The sequence below is a fragment of the Syntrophales bacterium genome, assembly GCA_035363115.1.
In the GTDB taxonomy this organism is placed as follows: Bacteria; Desulfobacterota; Syntrophia; order Syntrophales; family PHBD01; genus PHBD01.
Window position 1 is genome coordinate 147,084 of record DAOSEM010000006.1, and the last position, 20,819, is coordinate 167,902.

Annotated in this window: 16 protein-coding genes; 1 reads left to right on the forward strand and 15 read right to left on the reverse strand. The window is 64.7% G+C overall.

All coding sequences use genetic code 11. The features are described 5' to 3' along the window. Positions 1-6: 6 nt before the first annotated feature. From PLO63_12740 to PLO63_12810, 15 genes are all read right to left on the reverse strand, one after another. Positions 7-621: a carbonic anhydrase gene (locus tag PLO63_12740; protein ID HOI75003.1), complete on the reverse strand. Its 615-nt coding sequence runs from the start codon at positions 619-621 to the stop codon at positions 7-9. A gap of 51 nt (positions 622-672) precedes the next feature. After that, positions 673-1,302 carry a dephospho-CoA kinase gene (gene coaE, locus PLO63_12745; protein HOI75004.1) on the reverse strand — a complete coding sequence of 210 codons (630 nt, stop codon included), beginning with the start codon at positions 1,300-1,302 and terminating at the stop codon, positions 673-675. Positions 1,303-1,337: 35 nt separating this feature from the next. After that, positions 1,338-2,102, reverse strand: coding sequence for a type III pantothenate kinase (locus tag PLO63_12750; protein HOI75005.1), 765 nt, complete (start codon positions 2,100-2,102; stop codon positions 1,338-1,340). Between the two features lies 1 nt (position 2,103). Then, entirely contained in the window at positions 2,104-2,901 is a 798-nt protein-coding gene (locus PLO63_12755; protein ID HOI75006.1) for a biotin--[acetyl-CoA-carboxylase] ligase, read from the reverse strand. Between the two features lie 13 nt (positions 2,902-2,914). Continuing rightward, positions 2,915-3,751: a carboxylating nicotinate-nucleotide diphosphorylase gene (gene nadC, locus PLO63_12760; GenBank protein HOI75007.1), complete on the reverse strand. Its 837-nt coding sequence runs from the start codon at positions 3,749-3,751 to the stop codon at positions 2,915-2,917. Between the two features lie 121 nt (positions 3,752-3,872). After that, positions 3,873-6,530, reverse strand: coding sequence for a valine--tRNA ligase (locus PLO63_12765; protein HOI75008.1), 2,658 nt, complete (start codon positions 6,528-6,530; stop codon positions 3,873-3,875). Positions 6,531-6,780: 250 nt separating this feature from the next. Further along, positions 6,781-7,935 (reverse strand): hypothetical protein, encoded by a 1,155-nt coding sequence (locus PLO63_12770; protein ID HOI75009.1) that lies wholly within the window; start codon positions 7,933-7,935, stop codon positions 6,781-6,783. Positions 7,936-8,058: 123 nt separating this feature from the next. Continuing rightward, positions 8,059-8,994 carry a tRNA (adenosine(37)-N6)-dimethylallyltransferase MiaA gene (gene miaA / locus PLO63_12775; GenBank protein ID HOI75010.1) on the reverse strand — a complete coding sequence of 312 codons (936 nt, stop codon included), beginning with the start codon at positions 8,992-8,994 and terminating at the stop codon, positions 8,059-8,061. A gap of 10 nt (positions 8,995-9,004) precedes the next feature. Beyond that, positions 9,005-10,798 (reverse strand): DNA mismatch repair endonuclease MutL, encoded by a 1,794-nt coding sequence (gene mutL / locus PLO63_12780; GenBank protein HOI75011.1) that lies wholly within the window; start codon positions 10,796-10,798, stop codon positions 9,005-9,007. Positions 10,799-11,046: 248 nt separating this feature from the next. After that, positions 11,047-11,964, reverse strand: a complete 918-nt coding sequence (locus PLO63_12785) for an LPP20 family lipoprotein (GenBank protein ID HOI75012.1) — start codon at positions 11,962-11,964, stop codon at positions 11,047-11,049. Between the two features lie 106 nt (positions 11,965-12,070). Continuing rightward, positions 12,071-14,842: a DUF799 family lipoprotein gene (locus PLO63_12790; GenBank protein ID HOI75013.1), complete on the reverse strand. Its 2,772-nt coding sequence runs from the start codon at positions 14,840-14,842 to the stop codon at positions 12,071-12,073. A gap of 103 nt (positions 14,843-14,945) precedes the next feature. Beyond that, positions 14,946-15,713, reverse strand: coding sequence for an MBL fold metallo-hydrolase (locus tag PLO63_12795; GenBank protein HOI75014.1), 768 nt, complete (start codon positions 15,711-15,713; stop codon positions 14,946-14,948). 349 nt (positions 15,714-16,062) lie between these two features. Further along, entirely contained in the window at positions 16,063-16,938 is an 876-nt protein-coding gene (gene rfbD / locus PLO63_12800) for a dTDP-4-dehydrorhamnose reductase (GenBank protein HOI75015.1), read from the reverse strand. Continuing rightward, positions 16,935-17,660 carry a tRNA pseudouridine(38-40) synthase TruA gene (gene truA / locus PLO63_12805; GenBank protein ID HOI75016.1) on the reverse strand — a complete coding sequence of 242 codons (726 nt, stop codon included), beginning with the start codon at positions 17,658-17,660 and terminating at the stop codon, positions 16,935-16,937. Before truA ends, rfbD begins: the two co-directional genes overlap by 4 nt. An 80-nt stretch (positions 17,661-17,740) precedes the next feature. Then, a complete protein-coding gene (locus tag PLO63_12810; protein HOI75017.1) occupies positions 17,741-18,940 on the reverse strand; it encodes a phosphoglycerate kinase in 1,200 nt (399 codons plus the stop codon). A gap of 225 nt (positions 18,941-19,165) precedes the next feature. On the opposite strand from PLO63_12810, the gene PLO63_12815 reads away from it, so the two are divergent. Next, entirely contained in the window at positions 19,166-20,734 is a 1,569-nt protein-coding gene (locus PLO63_12815; protein ID HOI75018.1) for an acyl-CoA carboxylase subunit beta, read from the forward strand. The last annotated feature ends 85 nt before the right edge of the window (positions 20,735-20,819 follow it).

The following is a 20,819-nucleotide window of genomic DNA, read 5'->3' on the forward strand; positions in this document are numbered from 1 at the left end:
GGCCCGCTATTTCTTCGCCGCCAGATATCCCTTTGCCAGACCCTTGTTCACGTGGATCACGCCCTTGTTGAGGTCCTTCAGGGGGTAGTCGTCGGTGACCTCCGGCAGCGCGTCCGCCTGTGCCTGGGTCTTAACGACGGATCCGGCGGGGACCACGCGCCGGTCCGCAACGGTCACACCCATCAGGATGCAGCCGGGCTCGACGACGCAGCCCCGGCCGACTTTCGCCCGGAACACCAGGGTCTTCATCCCCACGAAGGTGTCCTCCAGGACCGCCGCGGGCCCGTGGATCTGGACCTGGTGGGCCAGGGACACGCGGCTCCCGACGTAGACGGCATACTTTTTCCCATCCACCTCGACCAGGTTCTTCTCGACGGGCCGGCCGTTCATCTCCGTCTCAAGGGCGTGAATGACCACGCCGTCCTGAACGTTGGCATCATCGCCCACGTACAGGGGCTGTCCCTCATCGCCCCGGACGGCCGCGCAGGGAGAGACCATCACGTTCTTTCCCAGGGTCACGTTCCCGATGACGGCCGCCAGGGGATGCACGTATGCCGTCGGGTCGATGACCGGCTCGGACACCTTGCCGCTGAAATCCGTCTTCACGTTCTTCTCGATCATACCTTATCCTTCCTCCCCGTTGATGGTTGTCAGGCTGTTCAGAAACGGCCGCTATACCGCGCTTCCCAGCCGTTTTTCCCTTTCTGTGTCCGTCAGCCTCCGCCAGATGTCCTCAATCCGGGCCTCGGTTTCCTCGAAGGTTCCCTCGTTGTCGATGACCAAATCGGCGAGAGGAACCTTCTCGTCGATGGGCATCTGGGAGGCCAGCCGGAGGACCGCTTCCTCGCGGGAGTAGCCGTTGCGCTTCATGATGCGCCGGATCTGCCCCTCCGGACCCAGGTAGACCAGAAGCACCAGGTCCAGCATCGCCTGCATCCCCACCTCGAACAGCAGGGGCACGTCGGCGATGACCACGGCGTCGGGCTTTTCCCGGCAGATTGCATCCCGGCGGGTCCTCCACTCTTCAAAGACGGCGGGATGGACCATCTCGTTGAGGCGGTGCCGTTTCGCCGCGTCGTTGAAGACGATGGCACCCAGCCTGTCCCGGTCGAGGGTCCGGTCCGGCCGGAGGACCTCCGGGCCGAATTCGGCGACCACGGCCTTCCAGGCAACGGCATCCGGCTCCTGGACCTCGTGGGCCACCCGATCGAAGTCGATCACGAAGGCCCCTTTTCTGGCAAGCATCCGGGCCACCGTCGACTTTCCGCAGCCGATTCCGCCCGTCAGGCCAACGTTCAGCATGTCCGTACGTTCCTTTCCCCCGCCCCGGCCCCGCCTCAGCGGTTCCGGTCGAAGATGAGCCGGAGTCCCTGGAGAGTCAGCATGTCGTCCACCTCGTCGATGGACTTCGCCTCCGTGGACACGACCTTGGCCAGCCCCCCCGTGGCGACGACGTAGGGATCCGACTTCACCTCCTCCTTCATGCGGTTCACGATGCCGTCCACAAGCCCCGCGTAGCCGTACACGATCCCCGCCTGCATGCTGCTGACGGTATCTTTCGCGACGACCGACCGGGGCATGCTCAGCTCCACCCGGGGGAGCTTGGCGGCCCGCTCGAAGAGGGCCTCGCTGGAGATCATGAGGCCCGGCGAGATGCACCCGCCCATGTACTCGCCCTTTTTGGATACGTAGTCAAAGGTCGTCGCCGTGCCGAAGTCGACGATGATCAGGTCGCGGCGGTATTTCTCGTAGGCCGCCACGGCGTTGACGATCCGGTCGGCCCCCACCTCCTTGGGATTGTCGTAGTAGATGGGCATCCCTGTCTTGATTCCCGGTCCGACAATCAAGGGCCGGATGTTGAAGTACTTCAGGCACAGCGGCTCCAGGATGTTCAGCATGGGGGGCACCACGCAGGAGATGATGATGGCCGAGATGGCCTTGGAGCTGATCCGGCTCGACTTGTACAGGTTGTAGATCAGCATCCCGTACTCGTCCACCGTATGGTCCGTCACGGTCCGGATCCGCCAGTCGTGGACCAGTTCGTCGCCGTCGAAGACCCCCAGTACCGTGTTCGTGTTTCCAACATCGATGACCAAAAGCATGTCAGGACTCCTTCAAGATGGTTGCATCTCCCGCCAGGATGCGCTTCCGAACGCCCCCGGGCTCTTCCAGGAGCAGCGCTCCGTCCTCGTCCAGCCCCACCGCCGTGCCTTCCTCCACCTCGTCCTGGAATGCAACCCGGATCCGCTTTCCCGTCAGGATGGAATAGGGGAGCCAGTGCGGCCGGACCGCTTCGAATCCGTCCCGGATCCAGAGATCGTAGAGGATCTCCAACTCTTCCAGGAGGTCGACGGCCAGGACCGTCCGGTCCGATTCCGCGCCGGTCTCCTCCAGGAGCGACGTGGCAGTATCCCGGAACGACGGATCCAGCTCTTCCCGCCGGATGTTCACGTTGATGCCGATTCCCACGATCACCGAGGAGATCCCTCCGCCGGAGAGCCTGAGCTCCGTGAGGATGCCGCAGACCTTGCGGTCCCGGATCATCACGTCGTTCGGCCATTTTATGCCGACGGCACCCGGACAGCGGCGGTCCAGAATCTTCGCCACAGCCACTCCCGCCAGCATTGTGATCTGCGGGGCCTCCGCCGGATCCACGTTGGGCCTCAGGACCAGCGAAAGGTACAGGTTGCAGCCCGGGGGGGACTGCCAGGTCCGGTTGAGACGCCCCCGCCCCGCCGTCTGCTCCTCGGCGATCACGGCGGTCCCTTCCGGGGCCCCCGCTGCCGCCAGTTTCAGCGCCTCCAGGTTCGTGGACGCCACCGACCCAAGCCGGTGAAGCGGGCGGCCGAATCTTCCGCCGGCCTGCAGGTTTTTGCTGGTTCCTTCGTTCAGCGGCATCATGACCGGGACCCTGTCATCCTTCGGGCGGCTCCGGGGAGATGAGCAGAGAGACGTCCGCCGCCCGGACCGAGTGGGTCAGGGAGCCCACGGAGATGTAGTCCACGCCCGTTTCCGCGATGGTCCGGACATTGGCCAGCGAGACGTTTCCCGAGGCCTCCAGGGGGATCCGGCCGCCGACCCTGCGGACGGCCTCCCGCATCGCCTCCACGTCCATGTTGTCCAGCATGACCATGTCTGCGCCGGCCTCAAGGGCCTCTCCCAGTTCCGCCAGGTTCCGCACCTCCACCTCCACGCGGACGGTGTGGGGCGCTCGCTGGCGGACCCGCCGAACGGCGCTCCCGATACCACCGGCGGCGGCGACATGGTTCTCCTTGACGAGGACGCCGTCGTAGAGGGCAAACCGGTGGTTCGTGCCGCCCCCGGCCCGGACGGCGTACTTGTCGAGGACCCGGAGCCCCGGAACGGTCTTGCGTGTGTCGAGGATCCTCGCCCCCGTCCCGGCGACGGCTTCGACGAACTGTCGGGTCATCGTGGCGATGCCACTCATGCGCTGGAGGAAGTTCAGGGCTGTTCGCTCCGCCATGAGCAGGGCGGAAAGGGATCCGCCAACGACGGCGATCACCTGTCCCGTCCCGACCGCCGTTCCATCCGTCAGGGACTCCCGGAGCTCGGCCTGCGGATCCAGGAAGCGGAACGACGCGATGAAGACGTCGATCCCCGCCACGACCAGGTCCGATTTGGCCAGGGCGCACCCCGCCCCCCTTTCCTCTCCGGTGAGGATGGAGGATGTCGTCAGGTCGCCCGGGCCGATGTCCTCGGCAAGGGCCTCGCGGATGAGGGGTTCCAGCACGTGGCCGGGGAGGGATTCCTGCATGGATCGAGTGATGACGAAAAACCGGGTGGGGTTTGGGGCCGCCCCACCCGGCCGGATGCGTTTCCAGCCGCTCCGGTCCGGGACCGGACGCCGGTGTTTACACCAGGGCCTGGATTTTCTTCAGGGCCCGCTCGAGCGCCGCCAGTTTTTCCGACAGGTCCTTCTGCTTCTGTTCTTCCTTCTGCACAACCGCCTCGGCGGCGCGCTCCCGGAAATCGCTGCTGGCGAGCTTGCGCTGCGCCTGCGCCAGATCCTTCTGAACCCGGGCGGCCTCCTTCTCGAGGCGCGCCTTTTCCGCCGCCCAGTCCACCGCGCCTTCCAGGGGCACAAAGACCCGGACGGCGCCGATCACGCCCGTGGCGGCTCCCTTCGGCTCGTCCATGGCGCCGGCGGTCTCGAGGCTCTCCAGGTTGGCCAGGTGGACGATCAGGCTCTGCTCCCGCTCCACCACGGCCCGCTGTGCCGCGTCGGCGGTGGAGACGATGGCCTTGAGCTTCCTGGAAGGCGGGACGTTCATCTCGCCGCGGATGTTCCGGATGCGACCGATGATGTCCATGACCAGTCCCATCTGCTCTTCCGCCTCGGGATCCTCCAGGGTGGCACTGGTCTCCGGGAAGCGGCTCACCATGATGGAGCTTCCGTTGCCCACGAAGGACTGCCAGAGCTCTTCCGTCACGAAGGGCATGAAGGGGTGCAGGAGCTGCAGCGAAGCCTTCAGCACCGCGCAGAGCGTCCTCTGGGCCTCGCGCCGCTTCTCCGGGGCGTCCTTGCCGTAGAGAACGGGCTTGCCCATTTCCAGGTACCAGTCGCAGAACTCATGCCAGACGAACTGGTACACGGCCGCCGCCGCCTCGTTGAACTTGTACTCGTCGAGGGTCCGGATGACCTCCGCCACGGCCCGGTTCAGGCGCGCCTGGATCCAGCGGTCCGCCAGCGACTCGGCGGCCCGGTTGCGCCGCTGCTCCCCATTGGGGGCGTCCTCCAGATTCATCAGGGAGAACCGGGCGGCGTTCCAGAGCTTGTTGACAAAGAACTTGTAGCCCAGGATCCGCTCCTCCGACATCCGCACGTCCCGTCCCTGGGCCGTGAAGGCCGCCAGGGTGAAGCGGAACGCGTCGGCCCCGAACTTGTCCACCATCTCCAGGGGGTCGATGATGTTGCCCTTGGACTTGCTCATCTTGTCGCCGTGCTCGTCCCGGACCAGCGCGTGCAGGTACACGTCCTTGAACGGCACGTCCTTCATGATGTAGATGCCCATCATCATCATGCGGGCCACCCAGAAGAACAGGATGTCGAACCCCGTGATGAGCAGGGACGTGGGATAGAAGGTCTTCAGCGTCGGCGTCTGGTCGGGCCAGCCGAGGGTCGAGAAGGGCCAGAGGGCGGAGCTGAACCAGGTGTCGAGGACGTCCTCCTCCTGGCGGAGGCCCGTGTTTTTGCAGGTGGGGCAGGACGTGGGATCCTCGGTGGAGACGATCATCCCCGAGCAGTTGTCGCAGTACCAGACGGGGATCCGGTGGCCCCACCAGATCTGCCGGGAGATGCACCAGTCGCGGATGTTGTCCATCCAGTCGAAGTAGGTGGCCTCCCACATGGAGGGGATGATCCTGGTTTTTCCCTTGATGACCGCCGCCGTCGCCGCCTTCGCGAGGGGCTTGACCTTCACGAACCACTGCTTCGAGACGTAGGGCTCGATGTCCGTCTTGCACCGGTAGCACTTGCCCACGTTGTGGGTGTAGGACTCCGTTTCCAGGAGGTAGCCTCCCTTTTCCAGGTCCGCGATGACGTTCTTCCGGCACTCGTAGCGGTCCTGTCCCTGGTAGACGCCGCAGTTCTCGTTCATGACGGCGCTGCCGTCCATGATCATGACCAGCCCGATGGGATGCCGCTGGGCGATGGCAAAGTCGGCAGGGTCGCAGGCGGGTGTGATCTTCACGGCGCCGGAGCCGAAGTCCATCGTCACATAGTCGTCGGCGATGACGGGGATCTTCTTGTTTACCAGGGGCAGGATGACCTCTTTCCCGACCTTGTCGGTGTAACGGGTATCCTGGGGGTTGACCGCCACGGCAGTGTCGCCCAGCATCGTTTCCGGGCGGGTGGTGGCGACGACGATGTCGCCGCTGCCGTCGGCATAGGGATAGCGGATGTGCCAGAGGTGGCCCGGTTCCTCCTTGTATTCCACTTCGAGGTCGGAGATGGCCGTGTGGCAGCGGGGACACCAGTTGACGATGTAGTCCCCCTGGTAGATGAGCCCGTCGTTGTAGAGCCTGACAAAGGCCTCCCGGACCGCCCGGGAAAGTCCCTCGTCCATGGTGAACCGCTCCCGGGGCCAGTCGCAGGAGCAGCCGATCCGCTTGAGCTGGTTGGTGATGACGCCGCCGTATTTGTGCTTCCACTCCCAGACGCGCTCGATGAATTTTTCCCGCCCCAGGTCGTGGCGGTTTTTCCCCTCCCGGGCCAGCTCCTGCTCGACCACGTTCTGGGTGGCGATGCCGGCATGGTCCGTTCCGGGCATCCACATGGCGTTGTATCCCTGCATCCGGCGGTACCGGATCATGATGTCCTGGAGGGTGTTGTTCAGGGCGTGCCCCATGTGGAGCATGCCCGTGACGTTGGGCGGGGGAATGACGATGGAAAACGGGGGCCGGTCGCTCGCGTCCTTGGCGTGAAAGTAATTCTGGTCCAGCCAGTGCCGGTACCATTTCTCTTCTGCGGCATGCGGTTCAAACACCTTCCCGATGGTTTTTTCTTCCATGGCTCCGTTCTCCCAGGCAATGCGAGGGGGCGGCGGTTCTTTTGCGAACCCGCCGCCCCCTGCTCATTTTATGAAATGGAATTTCGCAGGTTGCCGAAACAATTACGGTTATGGGAAGGTCGAAATCGCCTGACGGCGAGCTCCCCAGATCGTCCGCCGTGAGGCAGGGCACAGGGGCGGATCGGCCACCGGCCCCTGGTTCATCGCCCGGAAAGATTCCGCGGGCGGCTTTCTTCGACGGCCCCGATGGCTATATCTTCAACTGTTCCTTGAACTCCTTGATGATCAGGAGCGCATCCACGCCGGACACAGCGCCTTCCGGACTGAACTGCCCCGTTGCGAGGTTGCCCTTCATGATCCCCCGGCTCGTCACCACCATGACGGCGTTGAAATAGGGCAGATCGGACCGCAGATCGCCGAAGGTGGACGTGCTGCCGATGAATTTGGTCGCCAGTTTCTCGTCCCCGGTCACCTTGATGAGGATGTCCTCGATCATCATGGCATAGGCCGCCCGGTTCACGAGGCCAGCGGGATCGAACGACCCGTCCGGATACACTTCAAGGCCGCGGACGCCGTATTTCAGGAGGCCGTCGACGTCGGCCTTCAGGGGATGGTTGGCGATGTCCCTGGGGGCCACGGAGCCCTTTGCCGCCCGCTTCCCGGGTTCCCGGAAGGAGGTGTCGAAGGTCTTGACGGTGCGCCGCTCATAGAGCTTGTCGATCTTCAACTCCTCCATGAACAGGGCCGCCGCGTCGGCCCGGCTGATCTGCTCCAGGAGGGCGATCTTCTTGCCCGTCGCCGTACCCGGCATGGCCCGCTGGATCTTGTCCATCAACTCCCACTGGGCCGACGCCTGAGCCGTATAGTCGCCCTTCAGCTCGGCCACTTTGGCGAACATGCCCCGGGCCTTCTCGAACTCCAGGGCCTGCCGGTAGGCCATTCCCATGAAATAGTAAGCGCCGGAGGAGCGGGGATCATACTGCAGGGCAAAATCAAACTTTTCCCGGGCCAGGTCAAGCCAGTTCACCGGGGACTGGTTAAGCGTATAGACCCGGATGTAGGCGATGTCGGCATAAGCCTTCTCGTCGTTCGTACCGGCATGTCTCCAGGCCGTGTCCACATGCGCCAGGGCGCCCTTCGGGTCTTTCAGATAAGCCGCCACGATCCCCTTGCCGGCATGGGCCTTGGAAAATTTCGGGTCCAACTGGAGGGAGCGGTCGAAATGGGTTCCGGCATCCTGAATCCGCCCTTCGTCCAGGGCTTTCTGTCCAAGGAAAAAATGGTGCTGCGGCGTGTCCATCTCACTGACCGGCTTGACCGGCTTGGGAACGCAGGCGGCGATTCCGGCCACCAGCAGCACGATCAAAAGGGCCGTCATCCATCTTTCCAAACTCAGGCGGTTCATGACTCCTGCTCCTTTCCAGCACAAAGGATTCGTATGGACCGGGGACCCCCGGTACGGCCGAACAAACAGGGGTTGTTTCTACATAGAACCCCGCCCGAAGTCAAGGGGAATGGCGGCTGCACCCTACGGGACATGCCAGAATCGCAAGACTTCCGTCTCGACAGCAGCCTCCTGCCCGGGGGTGAACCAGCGGATGGCGTCGTCCGCCCGGAACCAGGTCCCCTGTCTCTTGGCAAAGGCCTTCGTCGCCCGCCTCATCTTCTCCACGGCCTCCGCCAGGCCGGAACGGCCCTGAAGGAAATCGACGATCTGACGGTATCCCAGGGACTGCATGGGCTTCAGGTTCTCTCCGAATCCCCTCGCCAGGAGCCGCTCCACCTCCTCCACGAGCCCCTGCCCGAGCATGGCGTCCACGCGGCGGTCGATGGCGGTGAAGAGCTCGGCGCGCTCCATCGTCAGGCCGATCAGGAGGGCATCGTAGGGCCGGTCGGCAAACCGGTGACCGGCCCGGATATCCACGATGGACCGGCCCGTCCGGTCGAGGACCTCCAGGGCGCGGATCGTGCGGACCGCGTCGGACGGAGGGATGGCGGCGGCGGCCCTGGGATCCCGCCGGACCAGGAGTTCATGAAGGTGCTCCCGGCCCCGGCTCTCCAGCAGATCGCGGTAACGGCGCCGCAGCGTCTCGTCCGGCCCCGGTCCATCCACAAGCCCCCCCAGGAGGACCTTCACATACAGGCCCGTCCCGCCCACCACCAGGACCGGTTTCCCCCGGCGGTGCAGGTCCCCGATGACCTCAGCGGCCCGTTCCCGGTAGAGGGCGGCATTGAACGGCTCGTCGGGATCGACCAGGTCGATCAGGTGGTGGGGAACGGCGGCGCGGTCCGCCGCGGTGGGCTTGGCCGTGCCGATGTCCATGTGGCGGTAGACCTGCATGGAATCGGCGCTGACGATCTCGGCGTCCCGGCGGGAGGCCAGGCGGAGGGCCAGGGCGGATTTTCCGACGCCCGTCGGACCGACGATGACGACCACGCGCGGCTTGCAGGGGGGAGGGGGCATGGATCCGTCCTCAACGGCGGTGGAACAGCTTCTCCAGGTCCGCCGCTCCGAAACGGACGACCACCGGACGGCCATGGGGACAGGTGGCGGCCTGCGGCTCGTCACCCAGGGCCATAAGGAGTGCGAGCGCCTCCTCGCGGCTCATGTCCTGCCGGGCCTTGACGGCTCCCCGGCAGGACATGAACACCAGCATCCGGTCCCGCAGGGCGGAAATCCCCTTACCGGAAGGATCGTCGCCGCCAACCTCCTCCGCCAGGTCCAGCAGGAACGACCGGATGTCCCCGGTCTCCAGGAAGGCCGGGAGAGACTTGACAACCAGGGCATCGCCGCCGAAGGGCTCCAGGAAAACACCCGTTTCTTCCAGGATGGAGGCGTTTTCCACGAGAAACCGGAGCTCCTTCCGGGGCAGGGCGACGACCTCCGGGATCAGGAGCTGCTGGCTCTCCGGGGGACGATCCCGCTCCCGGCGCCGGAGCCGCTCGTAGAGGATCCGCTCGTGGGCGGCGTGCTGGTCGATGATCATCAGGCCGTCGGCCGTTCCGAACAGGAGGTATGTCCCCGCGGCCTGGCCGAGGTAGTCATATGCCGCCCCGGGTTCCCGGCCGGCCGGGACCTCCGGAACGAGAGGGGCGTATTCCGCCGGGCGGTAGTACGGGGAACCGGCTGCTGGAACGCTCCGGGTGCCCCCTTCCGGGGCATCACCCTCCTCCGTGCGGATCATGTAGCGTCGCAGGGCCTCCTCCACGCGACCGGAACCGGGGAAAGGACGAACGGCTCCATCGGACGGAGCAAAGCCGGATGAAATGACTGGGGAATCACCGGACAGCGCCCGCTCGACCGCGTCATGGACATGCTGGAAGACCTCCCCGGGCCTGCGGAAGCGCACTTCCATCTTGGCGGGATGGACGTTCACGTCTACTTCGGCGGGAGCCATTTCCAGGAAGAGAAGGGAGGAAGGATACCGGCGCGCCTCGATCCGGCGCCGGCAGGCCGTCATGACGGCCCGGTGGATCAGGGCGTCACGCACGTATCGGCCGTTGACGAAGAAGAGCATCTGCCGGGTCGAGGACCGCGTCCTCTCGGGACGGGAGATGAATCCCGAGAGCGACAGGCCGCCCGCCGCGCCCGACAGGGCGACGCACTCCCCGGCGAAATCGGGACCCAGGACCAGGACGCTTCGCTCCGCCGGGTCCTCCGTGGCGGGGAGGTTCAGGAGATCCCTGCCCGACGCCGTCACCCGGATCCGGACCCTGGGATGGGCCAGGGCGATCCGGAGGACCACGTCGAGACAGGCCCCCTGCTCCGCCTTCTCCGACCGGAGGAACTTCTTCCGGACGGGGACAGCCTCGAAGATCCGGCTGACGAAGAGGGTCGTTCCCGGTGCCCCTCCCGCTTCGGACACCTCAAGAATTTCACCGTCCTGGACAACGATCCGGGTTCCCGCGGGCTGCGACCGCGTCCGGGTCGTCATCTCGACGCGGGCGATGGAGGCGATGCTGGGAAGGGCCTCGCCGCGGAACCCGAAGGAGCGGACCGACCAGAGGTCCTCGAACCGGTCGATCTTGCTGGTGGCGTACCGCTGAAAGGCGAGCGGCGCCTCGCCGGGATCGATGCCGGTTCCGTTGTCCACCACGCGGATGGAGACGGTTCCGCCCCCCTCCAGCACCACGAGCACGTCCGTCGCCCCCGCATCCAGGGCATTCTCCAGGAGTTCCTTGACGATCGAAGCGGGACGCTCGACGACCTCCCCCGCGGCAATGCGGGACGTAAGGTCTTCCGGCAGCAGGTGGATTTTCCCCGACACAAGGACCTCGAATCTGGACGGCAGGCGGTTCAAAAGGGGTTGGATGCAAGGCTCCCGAAGTCCCGAACCGCGAGGTGTACTCTGGGGTACATCGAGCGGTGAGGGACGAGGGGAACGCCGCAGACAGCCCCTTTTCAACCGCCTGCCCTCAAAAGGAAACCGCAGCCAGTCGGACTGCGGTTTCCTTTTTTATCCTATTGATTTTCGGGCATGCTCAAGCCCGTCCTCGGGATTCGGCTGGTCCGGGATCAATCCAGCACGATCATGACGCGGCACTTCTGCATGAACGCCACGTTCTCCTTGACGGAGCGGAGCTTCTGCGCATCGTCGCCGGCGATCTTCAGGTCCGATTTGCCCGCCCCCTCGGCACTCAGGGCCTTGACGGTGAGCGGATTGTTCGTCACCCGGGGGTTTCCCTGGGCGGCGGAGAGATCCCTGGCGTAGCCGCTGATTCCCTGCTGAATGGCGAATTCCTTGTTCACCACGAGGGTCCCGTACACTTCCTTCCCGTTCTCGTCGAAGACCTTGGGGGACATGGCGGGACGGGCGCCGAGGCCCCGGGCGTCAATGACCAGTCCCGTGAAAATGTCATCCGACTTTCCGGGTTTCGGCCTCACGGGCGGGGGCGGCGGATCGGTCTTCTTGTCGTCGGTGATCGCCTTCGGCAGGATCGTCCGGACGAAGGTACCGGACATGGACATCCGAACGGTCACTTCCACGGTCCCGTCGGACATGTACTCCCGGTTGGTCACCTTGGCGTTCTTCACGAGGCCGGAGACGCTCGCCTGAATGACGTCGCTCTCGGTGACGAAATCCTTCACGGTGGTCTGAGAGTCGATCTGGACCCCCTTGGTCACCTCCAGGAGGTTCCGGTAGGCGTCCACCTGGGCGGCCCGGAGAGCCATCGGCCGCGCCTGCGGCTTGCCGTAGTATTTCTCGGGAGGAGCGCCGATCCCCACGGCCTCGATGTAGCCTTCCTCATAGTTGATGAGCCCCTTCCCGTCCGGCGTGGTTTCCGCCACCTTGGCCTCGATGATCTTGTTCCACTTGTCCAGGGTTACCTTGCCGTCCCCCGCCGCCTGCCCCTGCTGGCAGAAACCGGCACCGGCCAGTACGAACATCGCAGCCGCGAGGACACCCGCGAAAACCAGAACCTTCGATCTCATGTCAACCTCCTGATGATGGTCAAATCGATTTTGTTCACGTCGGGGTGGGAGGGTAACACAAAGCTTTTTCCCAATTCAAGGAGGAAAAAGGCACCCTCCCCCCGCTCTATTTCCGCTCCCGGAAGGCCTCCGGCTCCGGTTTTACGAGCCAGGGGCTGATATTTACGTTCTTTTCCGGGTCGCCGAAGATCATGCGCATGTCCGGCGGGCTCTTTCCCCACCAGTTGTTCCGGGCATCGATGTACAGGGACGAGAAGCTCTGGATGGCCACCTCGTTCTTTTCAAAATTGTTCCGCTGGATCAGGGGACGCGACGTCCCGACGCACTTGACGGCGCCCTCCCCCCGGTTTCCCGTGAAGGTGCTGAAGGAAATGGTCGGGGAGGCGTCGTTCCGGCAGAAGACCCCGCACTGGCTGCTGTCGGCCACGTGGCAGTGGCTGATCTCGGGACTGCCGAAGTGGATGTCGAAGGCCGTCTCGGCGTACTTCACGATGCACCAGGAGAAGGTGCTGTTGACCGCCGTGGATTTCGCCAGCCGGAAGGCGCTGGAATAGAACCCCGGCGAAGGGGACGTCCCGGAAGCAGTGAACAGGATCGGCAGATCCCGGGTCCCCCGGGCGATCACTCCCCCGTTCTCGGCCACGATGGCCGTGTTCCGGTCGAACAGGACCGTGACGCCCCGCTCGATGGTCAGGACGGCGCCCCCGTCGAGGATCACGTCGCTGGTGACGGTGTAGGGGCTGTTCGACTGGATCAGGAAGCCATTCGCCGTGATACGCCCGCCGATCCGGGAGGACAGGATCGGAAGCTCCAGGGATTTTCCACCCGGCCAGGGGGCGTTCAGGATGCTCTGAACGTCCACTTTCCCCTGGACCCCCGCCAGCACGTCCGGTCCCCGGGTGCTTCCCCACCAGTTGCCATGAGCCTTTACGGAATCGCCCGTGGCGGGAGCCTGGATATTGAAGGGCAGGTTGTCCGTGACGTTGTTTTCCGAGATGGCCGGATTTCCCCCCGCCAGGACGATTCCGGACCCGCGGTTCCGGGAAACGCTGTTCCTCAGGATCGCCGGGGCCGCCCTCTCCACGAGGATACCCGCGTTCAGGTTGTCCTCGATGGCGTTGTCCGCCACCAGGGGGGCCGCTCCGTCGATGGCGACGACGGCCGACTGCAGGTTCCGGGATATCCGGGATTTCAGCAGGCGCGGCTTGGAGAAGACCCCGGAGGCCCGGAAGGCCGTGGTGTTCTCCGTCAGCTCCGACGACTCCACAACGGGCGACGACGCCTCGCAGTCGATTGCCCGCCGGGCGTTCCGGATCCGGACGTAACCCAGGTCATTCACCTTGTCCTTCACGTTCCGGAAGCGGATGCCAGGCCAGGTATTCCCTTCCCGGGCGGAGTCGAAGACGATGATCCGTTCCGAGTCGCCCCGGGCCAACAACCGCCCCTCCACGAGGAGTGGCGCATCCTCGGAGCGGATCTCCGTGCCGGGCTGGATGGTCAGAACCGCCTGGTCCCGGACCGTCACCGGCCCCGTCATGACGTAGGGACTGGCGCCGGCGTGCCAGGTCGTGTCGGCGTCGATGACCCCCTTGACCGGCGTGGGCCCCGGAGCCACGGGCATCCCGGCGACGGCGTCCTTCCGCAGGCTCTCGTTCCCCGCCAGGTCCATGGCCGTTACCTGGTAATAATAGGATGTCCCGTTCTGGAGGGAGGGATCCCGATCCGTGAACTCGGTGAACTCGGTCTTCGCCACCTCGACGAAGCCGCTCAGGGGGGTGGCGCTCCGGTAGACGCGGTACCCCGCCAGGTCCGGATCGGCGGACTTGTTCCAGCGGAGCTGGACGATGCGGTCCTTCCCCACGGCGACCACGTTCGCCGGGGCATCGGGCGGCGTCGTCTTGAGGGTCACGGTCCCGACGGCGTCGACCCACTCGGAGAAGTTGCCCGGATCGTTCGCCAGGGCCAGCCTTCCGGTGATGATGGCCTGTCGGACATTGTCCCCCGGAACCACCCGGTAGGTCCCCAGGTACCACCCCGGCTCGGTCTCCTGCATGTCGATGTGCTTCCGGTAATCCCCGATGGAGAAGGAGGCCAGCATCTTCGGCGCTCCCTGGAGGACCACCTTGATCTCGTCGCCCGCCTTCTTCGGCAGGTTTTTCGTGTCCTGGGTCAGGAGCGTGATGGAGGGCGGCCGGAGCGCCTCCGCCAGGCTCGGCACCGGGATGGTCTTCACCATGTCGCGGAAGAGGTCGTCGCAGGCTCGAAGCAGCTGGATGTCTCGCATGTTGAGGGACGTGGCGATGACGACGGCCACGATCCCCACGGGGGTCGTGGAGATGCCGCCCTCATGGATCCGGGCGGTATGCTTGCCGCTCCAGAGGAAATGCCCCGTCTTCGTGTCGTACATCTTTACCTCGGCCCCCACGGAGACCTGGGAGTAGAGGGCCAGGAAAAGCTTGTCGAAGTTGGAGACGGTTCCGTAGACGACCGCGTCGACGCCGAGGATCTTTCCCAGCTCCTGGGGGGTCTTCTTCGCCAGTTCCTTCGGGTCTCCCATCAGGTCCGCCTTGCGGAGGAGGCTGTCGACCCGCTGAATCTGCATGTCTGCAAACGGCAGGGAACTGAAGTGGTTGTAGAACCCCCGGCGGACCTCCTCGGACCCCTTCTGGCTGTCAGCCTCGTTGACGAAGGGAAGGACGGCCACCGTCCTGGGCATGTTTTTGGCCATGAACGGATCGGTCTTGTAGGTGCCCTCGAACAGGCTCCGGATCGGCGGGGTGATCACCGTGCTCTCGGTGACGACGGCGCATCCCTGGCCGACCAGCAACAGCAGAGCGACCGTCAGGATCTTCCACGGTACAGGATGCCTCGCATTCATGTCTCCTCCTTGAAGAACCGTGTCTTTGGCTCCGGCCTGTTGCATCCGGGGATTCGGTGCCGCCCCCATGTCGCTTTCCGCGCCGGAAGAATCCCTCTTCCCTTCATTCCTCCCGGACGAGGGACAGGACATTCCCCCCGTTTCCCGGGTATGCCTCCCCGTGCCCCGGGTAGAGGACGCCTGGGGACAATTCCGCTTTCAACCAATGGAAAGAGCGCACGATTTCCTCTCTCTGCCAGCAGAAGCGATTCAGTCGGGGGCCCCGTGCCCCGTCGAGATGCAGGATCGTGTCGCCCGTAAGCAGCCGCCTCTCCTCCTCGTGGTACAGGCAGATGGAATCTTCCGTGTGTCCCGGGGTCTCCAGGACCTCCCATCCTCCGAATCCGAGTGGATACCGCTTCCGCCCAGCCCCGTCCAGCGGAAAAATCCTGTCCGGATCCACCCCGATGTCGTGGTGGTCCCGCAGGAACGGCAGCGGGATCCCCGCCAGGGGACCGAAGTTCAGGTGGGATGTGCGGCGTACATAGGACAGCGATCCGGCGGCGGCGGAGAGAAACCCCGTACCCCATCCCCCAAGACGGCAGAGTTTCCGCTGTCCCTTCAGGTACTGCACCGCCAGGGGGTGGAGACAAACCTTCGTGCCGGGGGGACAGAATTCCAGGAAACGGGCCACCCCCCCGATGTGGTCGACATGAAAGTGGGTGGCCAGGACCATGCGCACCTGGGCCAGGGACACCCCCGGCAGATCGGTGATGAAGCGGACCGCGTCGTCCGCCGCGCCGACGCTGCCGACATCGACCACCGCCAGGCCTTCACGGTCCGACAGGACATAACAGCGGGCGAACCCGCAGGGGGGAAGGCAATGGACCATGTCACTCCATCGGGGATTCTGGATTCACCGCAGCCTTCATGGATACAGGGCGGAGTCCGGCGGGGTCCCGTTCCATGCGGCACAGGGAAAGCGGTTCCTGCGGGGCGGGGAGACCGGTACGGAATGATCGCCGGCAAAACAGGGTGGATGCGGGATAAAATGCGAGAGGGGCGGTCGTCAGGACCGCCCGGACCTTACGGTTCATGGCATGCGCTCCGTGCCTTGGGAAAAGAGCCATGGCGCTGGGTTTGGATTGGATGACCCGACGAGGGCGAAAATATACGAAGGTTCCCCCGGGGTGTCAAGGCGAATGTCCTCACCGGTCAGGATCGCAGGATGATCCGCCGGGTCAGTGCCGGGGCACGTTGGGATCGGCCGGATAGCCGGTATGGGACAGGTACTCCGCAAGGGCCAGGTGCCAGAAGCGGAGGGTCTTGCCCGTCGCATCCAGGAATTTCCTGCCGGAGAGAATGCTGTACCGCGGACGGACCGCCGGCCGGGGAAAGCGCTCCGTGGGCACCGGCGACACGGACACCCCCGTTTTCCCGGCCATCTCCAGGATCTTGCAGGCGAATCCATACCAGCTCACGGACCCCCGGTTCGTTACGTGAAAGACCCCCCGGTACCCCCCTTCCAAGAGCAGGTTGACCGCCCCGGCCAGGTCCCAGGAATAGGTCGGGCAGCCCACCTGGTCGTCCACCACATCCAGTTGGCTCGTAACGGCCGCCTTCTCCAGGATGGTGCGGACGAAGTTCTTTCCGCGCCGCCCGTAAAGCCAGGAGGTCCGGATCAGAAGGGCGTTTTCCGTCGTCTCCATCAGCAGGCGCTCCCCCTCGAGCTTGGATTCACCGTAAACGTTCAGGGGTGCGCCGGGATCGTCCTCCACGTAGGGCGAGCCTTTCCGGCCGTCGAAAATGTAGTCCGTGCTGAAGTGGACGACCCGGATCCCCCGTTCCCGGCACGCCAGGGCGATGTTCTCGATCCCCCGCGCGTTGACGGCAAAGCAGCCCTCCCGGTCGGATTCGCATCCGTCCACGTTGGTATAGGCGGCGGCATTGACGACGGCATCCGGGGCCGCCTCCACGACGGCCTCGCGGCAGGCCTCCCGGGACGTGATGTCCAGTTCGTCGACGTCCTTGCCGGTCGCGTCATGGCCCGCCATGGTGAAGCGGTTCATCAGGTCGCTGCCGAGCATCCCCTTGTGGCCGATGACCAGGATGTTCATTCGTACCGGACCTCCTTGAGAAACAGCCCCCGGGCGGGGGCGGTGATGCCGGCGGCGGCCCGGTCCCTTGCCGACAGGACGGCCGGGATGTCGCCGGGTTGTCTGCGTCCCTTGCCGACCTCGACCAGCGTGCCGGCGATAATCCGGACCATGTAGCGCAGAAATCCTTCCGCCTCCACGGTGATGCCGATGAAATCCTCCCGGTTCCGGGCAACGGAGATTTCACGGATCGTGCGGACCCGGTGGGGGGCGTCGGAGTGAATCGTGCTGAAGGACGTGAAGTCGTGGGTGCCGACCAGGTGCGCCGCCGCCTCCTGCATGGCCGCCACATCGAGGGGCTGAAAGATCTCCCAGGCGTAGCTCCGGTACAGGGCGGAGCGGACGGGACGGTTCAGGATCCGGTAAAGGTAGACCTTGCCGGTGGCGCTGTGGCGGGCATGGAAATCATCCGGGGCCTCGTCGAGCCGGATCACCGCGATGTCCCCGGGCAGAAGGCTGTTGAGGCCCAGGAGAAAATTGCGCACCGGGATCGCCGAGGCCGTCCGGAAATGGGCCACCTGGGCCAGGGCGTGGACACCCGCGTCGGTCCGGCCGGAGCCGATCACTTTCACGGTCTCGCCGGTCATGACGGCGACCTTCTCCTCCAGGACCTGCTGGATCGACAGGCCGTTCTTCTGGCGCTGCCAGCCGGCGTAGGCCGTTCCGTCGTATTCGAGGATCATCCGGATGTTTCGCATGGGGACAAAAAAAGGGGAAGGATTCCTTCCCCTTGCTGGTTCTGATTCGACGGTTCCCGGTCCTCCTATGAACGGACCGCCGTCCCGCACTCCTCCAGAGCTGCGATCCCCGGGAGGACCTTCCCCTCCAGGAGCTCCAGGGAGGCCCCGCCGCCGGTTGAAATATACGTGATCTTGTCGCTCTCGCCGGCCTTGTGGATGGCGACGTCGGTGTCGCCCCCGCCGACGATGGTCAGGGCGTAGGAGTTGGCCACGCTGTGTGCCAGTGCCGCCGTTCCCCGGCCGAATGCGTCGATCTCGAAGACCCCCATGGGGCCGTTCCAGACGATTGTCTTGGCATTGGCCAGGGCCTCCGAGAAGAGGGTGATCGTCGCCGGCCCGATGTCGAGGCCCATCCAGTGGGCGTTCATCTCCTGCACCGGAACGATCTTCGTCTCGGCCTCGGCGCTTTTCTCCTCGGCAATGACGACGTCGATGGGCAGGTAGAACTTGACGCCGCGCTCTTTCGCCGCGGCCAGGATCTCCTCGGCTTTCGGGATGAGCTCATCCTCCACGATGGACTTGCCGACGTGGTAGCCGAGGGCCTTGAGGAACGTGAAGGCCATACCGCCGCCGACGATCATCTTGTCGACCTTCGTTGCGAGGTTGCTCAGCGCCGCCAGTTTGTCGGAGACCTTGGAGCCGCCGACGATGAAGACGAAGGGCCGCGGCGGGTTGTCGATGACCTTCTGGAAGTAGTTCATCTCCTTCTTGATGAGGAATCCGGCCCCGCACTCGGGGACGAAGCGCGTGATGGCCACGTTGGAGGCATGGCTCCGGTGGGCGTTCCCGAAGGCGTCGTCGATGTAGACGTCCGCCAGGGCGGCCAGCTCGCGGGCGAAGGCCTCGTCGTTCTTCTCCTCCTCCGGGTGAAAGCGGAGGTTTTCCAGGAGGATGACGTCTCCCGGGTTCATGCCGGCAACCAGCTGCCGGACGTCATCGCCGATGCAGTCGCCGGCCATCTTCACCTGCTTTTCCAGGAGCCGGGACAGGCGCTTGGCCACCGGGGCCAGGCTGTACTGGGGGGCATGCTTTCCCTTGGGGCGTCCCAGGTGGGACATGATGACAACCTTCGCGCCCTCGTCAAGGGCGTAGTTGATGGTGGGAAGGGTCGACCGGATCCGGATGTCGTCGGTGATGTTGCCCGACCCGTCGAGGGGTACGTTGTAATCGAACCGGAAGAGGACCCTTTTCCCTTTGAGATCCAGTGTGTCGATGAATTTCACAGCTCCTCCTTGCCCATTTCACGCAGACGTGATAAAAGACAGCCGACTTCCGCGGAGAATCGCTTATTCTCCATTAAAAATCAGCTAGTTGGACGCGCTCCCGCCGATTGACCGGGACATATATATACCTCGAACCCTCCCCAGGTCAAGGCGGAAGTCGCCCGGACCCTCTGCACGGACATTGGTGTCTGTCACCGATCCAATACGAGAGAGAAGGAGACTGCAATGACAACAGAAAAGAAGAGCCTGACGCAGCAGAAGATCGAGGCCTTCGAGGCCAGGCGCAGCGCCCTCCTGACCATGGGCGGCGAGGCGCTTGTCAAGAAGCAGCACGAGCTGGGAAAACTGACGGCCCGGGAACGGCTGGACCGGTTTTTCGACAAGGGGACCTTCCAGGAGGTCCAGCTTTTCGTAAAGCACCGCTCCACCCTGTTCGGCCTGGACAAGAAGGAGATCAATGCCGACGGCGTCGTCACCGGCCTGGGCCAGGTGAACGGCCGCACCGTTTTCGTGGCCGCCCAGGACTTCACCAGCTCCGGCGGCAGCCTCGGGGAGATGCACGCCAAGAAGATCTGGAAGGTCATGGACATGGCCGTCGACGCCCGGAAACCCTTCGTGGCTCTGAACGACTCAGGCGGCGCCCGGATCCAGGAAGGCGTCCCCGCCCTGGACGGCTACGGTGGAATCTTCTACCGCAACACCATCGCCTCTGGCTACATCCCCCAGATCACGGCCATCATGGGCCCCACGGCAGGCGGCGCCGTCTATTCGCCGGCCCTCACCGACTGGGTCTTCATGGTCAAGAAGTCGAGCTACATGTACATTACGGGTCCTGACGTCATCAAGGCCGTCATCGGCGAGGAAGTCAGCCATGACGACCTGGGCGGCGCCGTCGCACACGCCACCAAGAGCGGTGTCTGCCATTTCGCCACGGAGAACGACGAGGACTGCATCGACAAGGTGAAGTTCCTCCTGTCCTTCCTCCCCGACAGCTGCCACAGCCCGCTGCCGACGGTTTCCTGCACCGACACGCCGGACCGCCTCTGCCCCGAACTGGACGCGATCGTCCCCGACCGGGCCACCCGCGGCTACAACATGCGCAAGGTCGTCGAGGCCGTGGCGGACAACGGCGTCGTCTTCGAGCCCCATGAGATGTGGGCCAAAAACATGCTCGTCGCCTTCATCCGCATCATGGGCAGGCCCGTCGGCGTCATCGCCAACAACCCCGGCTTCGGCGCCGGCGTGCTGGACGTCAACGCCTCCGACAAGGCCTCCCGGTTCATCCGCTTCTGCGACGCCTTCAACATCCCGCTTCTGACCTTCGCCGACGTCCCCGGCTACATGCCCGGAACGAACCAGGAGTGGGCCGGCATCATCAGCCACGGGGCGAAGCTGCTCCACGCCTATTCAGAAGCGACGGTGCCCAAGCTCACCGTCGTGACCCGGAAGGACTACGGCGGAGCCTACATCGGCATGTGCAGCAAGCTCCTGGGCGCCGACTACGTCATGGCCTGGCCCTCCGCGGAGATCGCCGTCATGGGCGCCGAGGGGGCCTGCAACATCATTTACCGCCGGGAGATCTCCGCAGCCGAGGATCCAGCGGCCAAGCGGAAGGAGCTCGTCCAGGCCTACGAAACCCAGTTCAACAATCCCTACTTCGCCGCCAGCATGGGGATCATCGAAGAGGTCATCGCCCCCCGGGAGACCCGGCAGCGCGTGGCCCTGCTTCTGGATGCCTACAAGGACAAGACCCAGAGCCGGCTGGAGAAGAAGCACAACAACATTCCCCTGTAATCCGCGAGATCCGGGGAAAGCAGGACAAACGAAGGGCGGAGGCCGGTCGGTCTCCGCCCTTTGCTTTTCTGATCCGGAGGCGTCC

Coding starts and splice junctions, on each gene's coding strand:
- PLO63_12740 (HOI75003.1), bottom strand. CDS start 621: ATGATCGAGAAGAACGTGAAGACGGATTTCAGCGGCAAGGTGTCCGAG.
- coaE (HOI75004.1), bottom strand. CDS start 1,302: ATGCTGAACGTTGGCCTGACGGGCGGAATCGGCTGCGGAAAGTCGACG.
- PLO63_12750 (HOI75005.1), bottom strand. CDS start 2,102: ATGCTTTTGGTCATCGATGTTGGAAACACGAACACGGTACTGGGGGTC.
- PLO63_12755 (HOI75006.1), bottom strand. CDS start 2,901: ATGATGCCGCTGAACGAAGGAACCAGCAAAAACCTGCAGGCCGGCGGA.
- PLO63_12765 (HOI75008.1), bottom strand. CDS start 6,530: ATGGAAGAAAAAACCATCGGGAAGGTGTTTGAACCGCATGCCGCAGAA.
- PLO63_12770 (HOI75009.1), bottom strand. CDS start 7,935: ATGAACCGCCTGAGTTTGGAAAGATGGATGACGGCCCTTTTGATCGTG.
- miaA (HOI75010.1), bottom strand. CDS start 8,994: ATGCCCCCTCCCCCCTGCAAGCCGCGCGTGGTCGTCATCGTCGGTCCG.
- PLO63_12785 (HOI75012.1), bottom strand. CDS start 11,964: ATGAGATCGAAGGTTCTGGTTTTCGCGGGTGTCCTCGCGGCTGCGATG.
- PLO63_12790 (HOI75013.1), bottom strand. CDS start 14,842: ATGAATGCGAGGCATCCTGTACCGTGGAAGATCCTGACGGTCGCTCTG.
- PLO63_12795 (HOI75014.1), bottom strand. CDS start 15,713: ATGGTCCATTGCCTTCCCCCCTGCGGGTTCGCCCGCTGTTATGTCCTG.
- rfbD (HOI75015.1), bottom strand. CDS start 16,938: ATGAACATCCTGGTCATCGGCCACAAGGGGATGCTCGGCAGCGACCTG.
- truA (HOI75016.1), bottom strand. CDS start 17,660: ATGATCCTCGAATACGACGGAACGGCCTACGCCGGCTGGCAGCGCCAG.
- PLO63_12815 (HOI75018.1), top strand. CDS start 19,166: ATGACAACAGAAAAGAAGAGCCTGACGCAGCAGAAGATCGAGGCCTTC.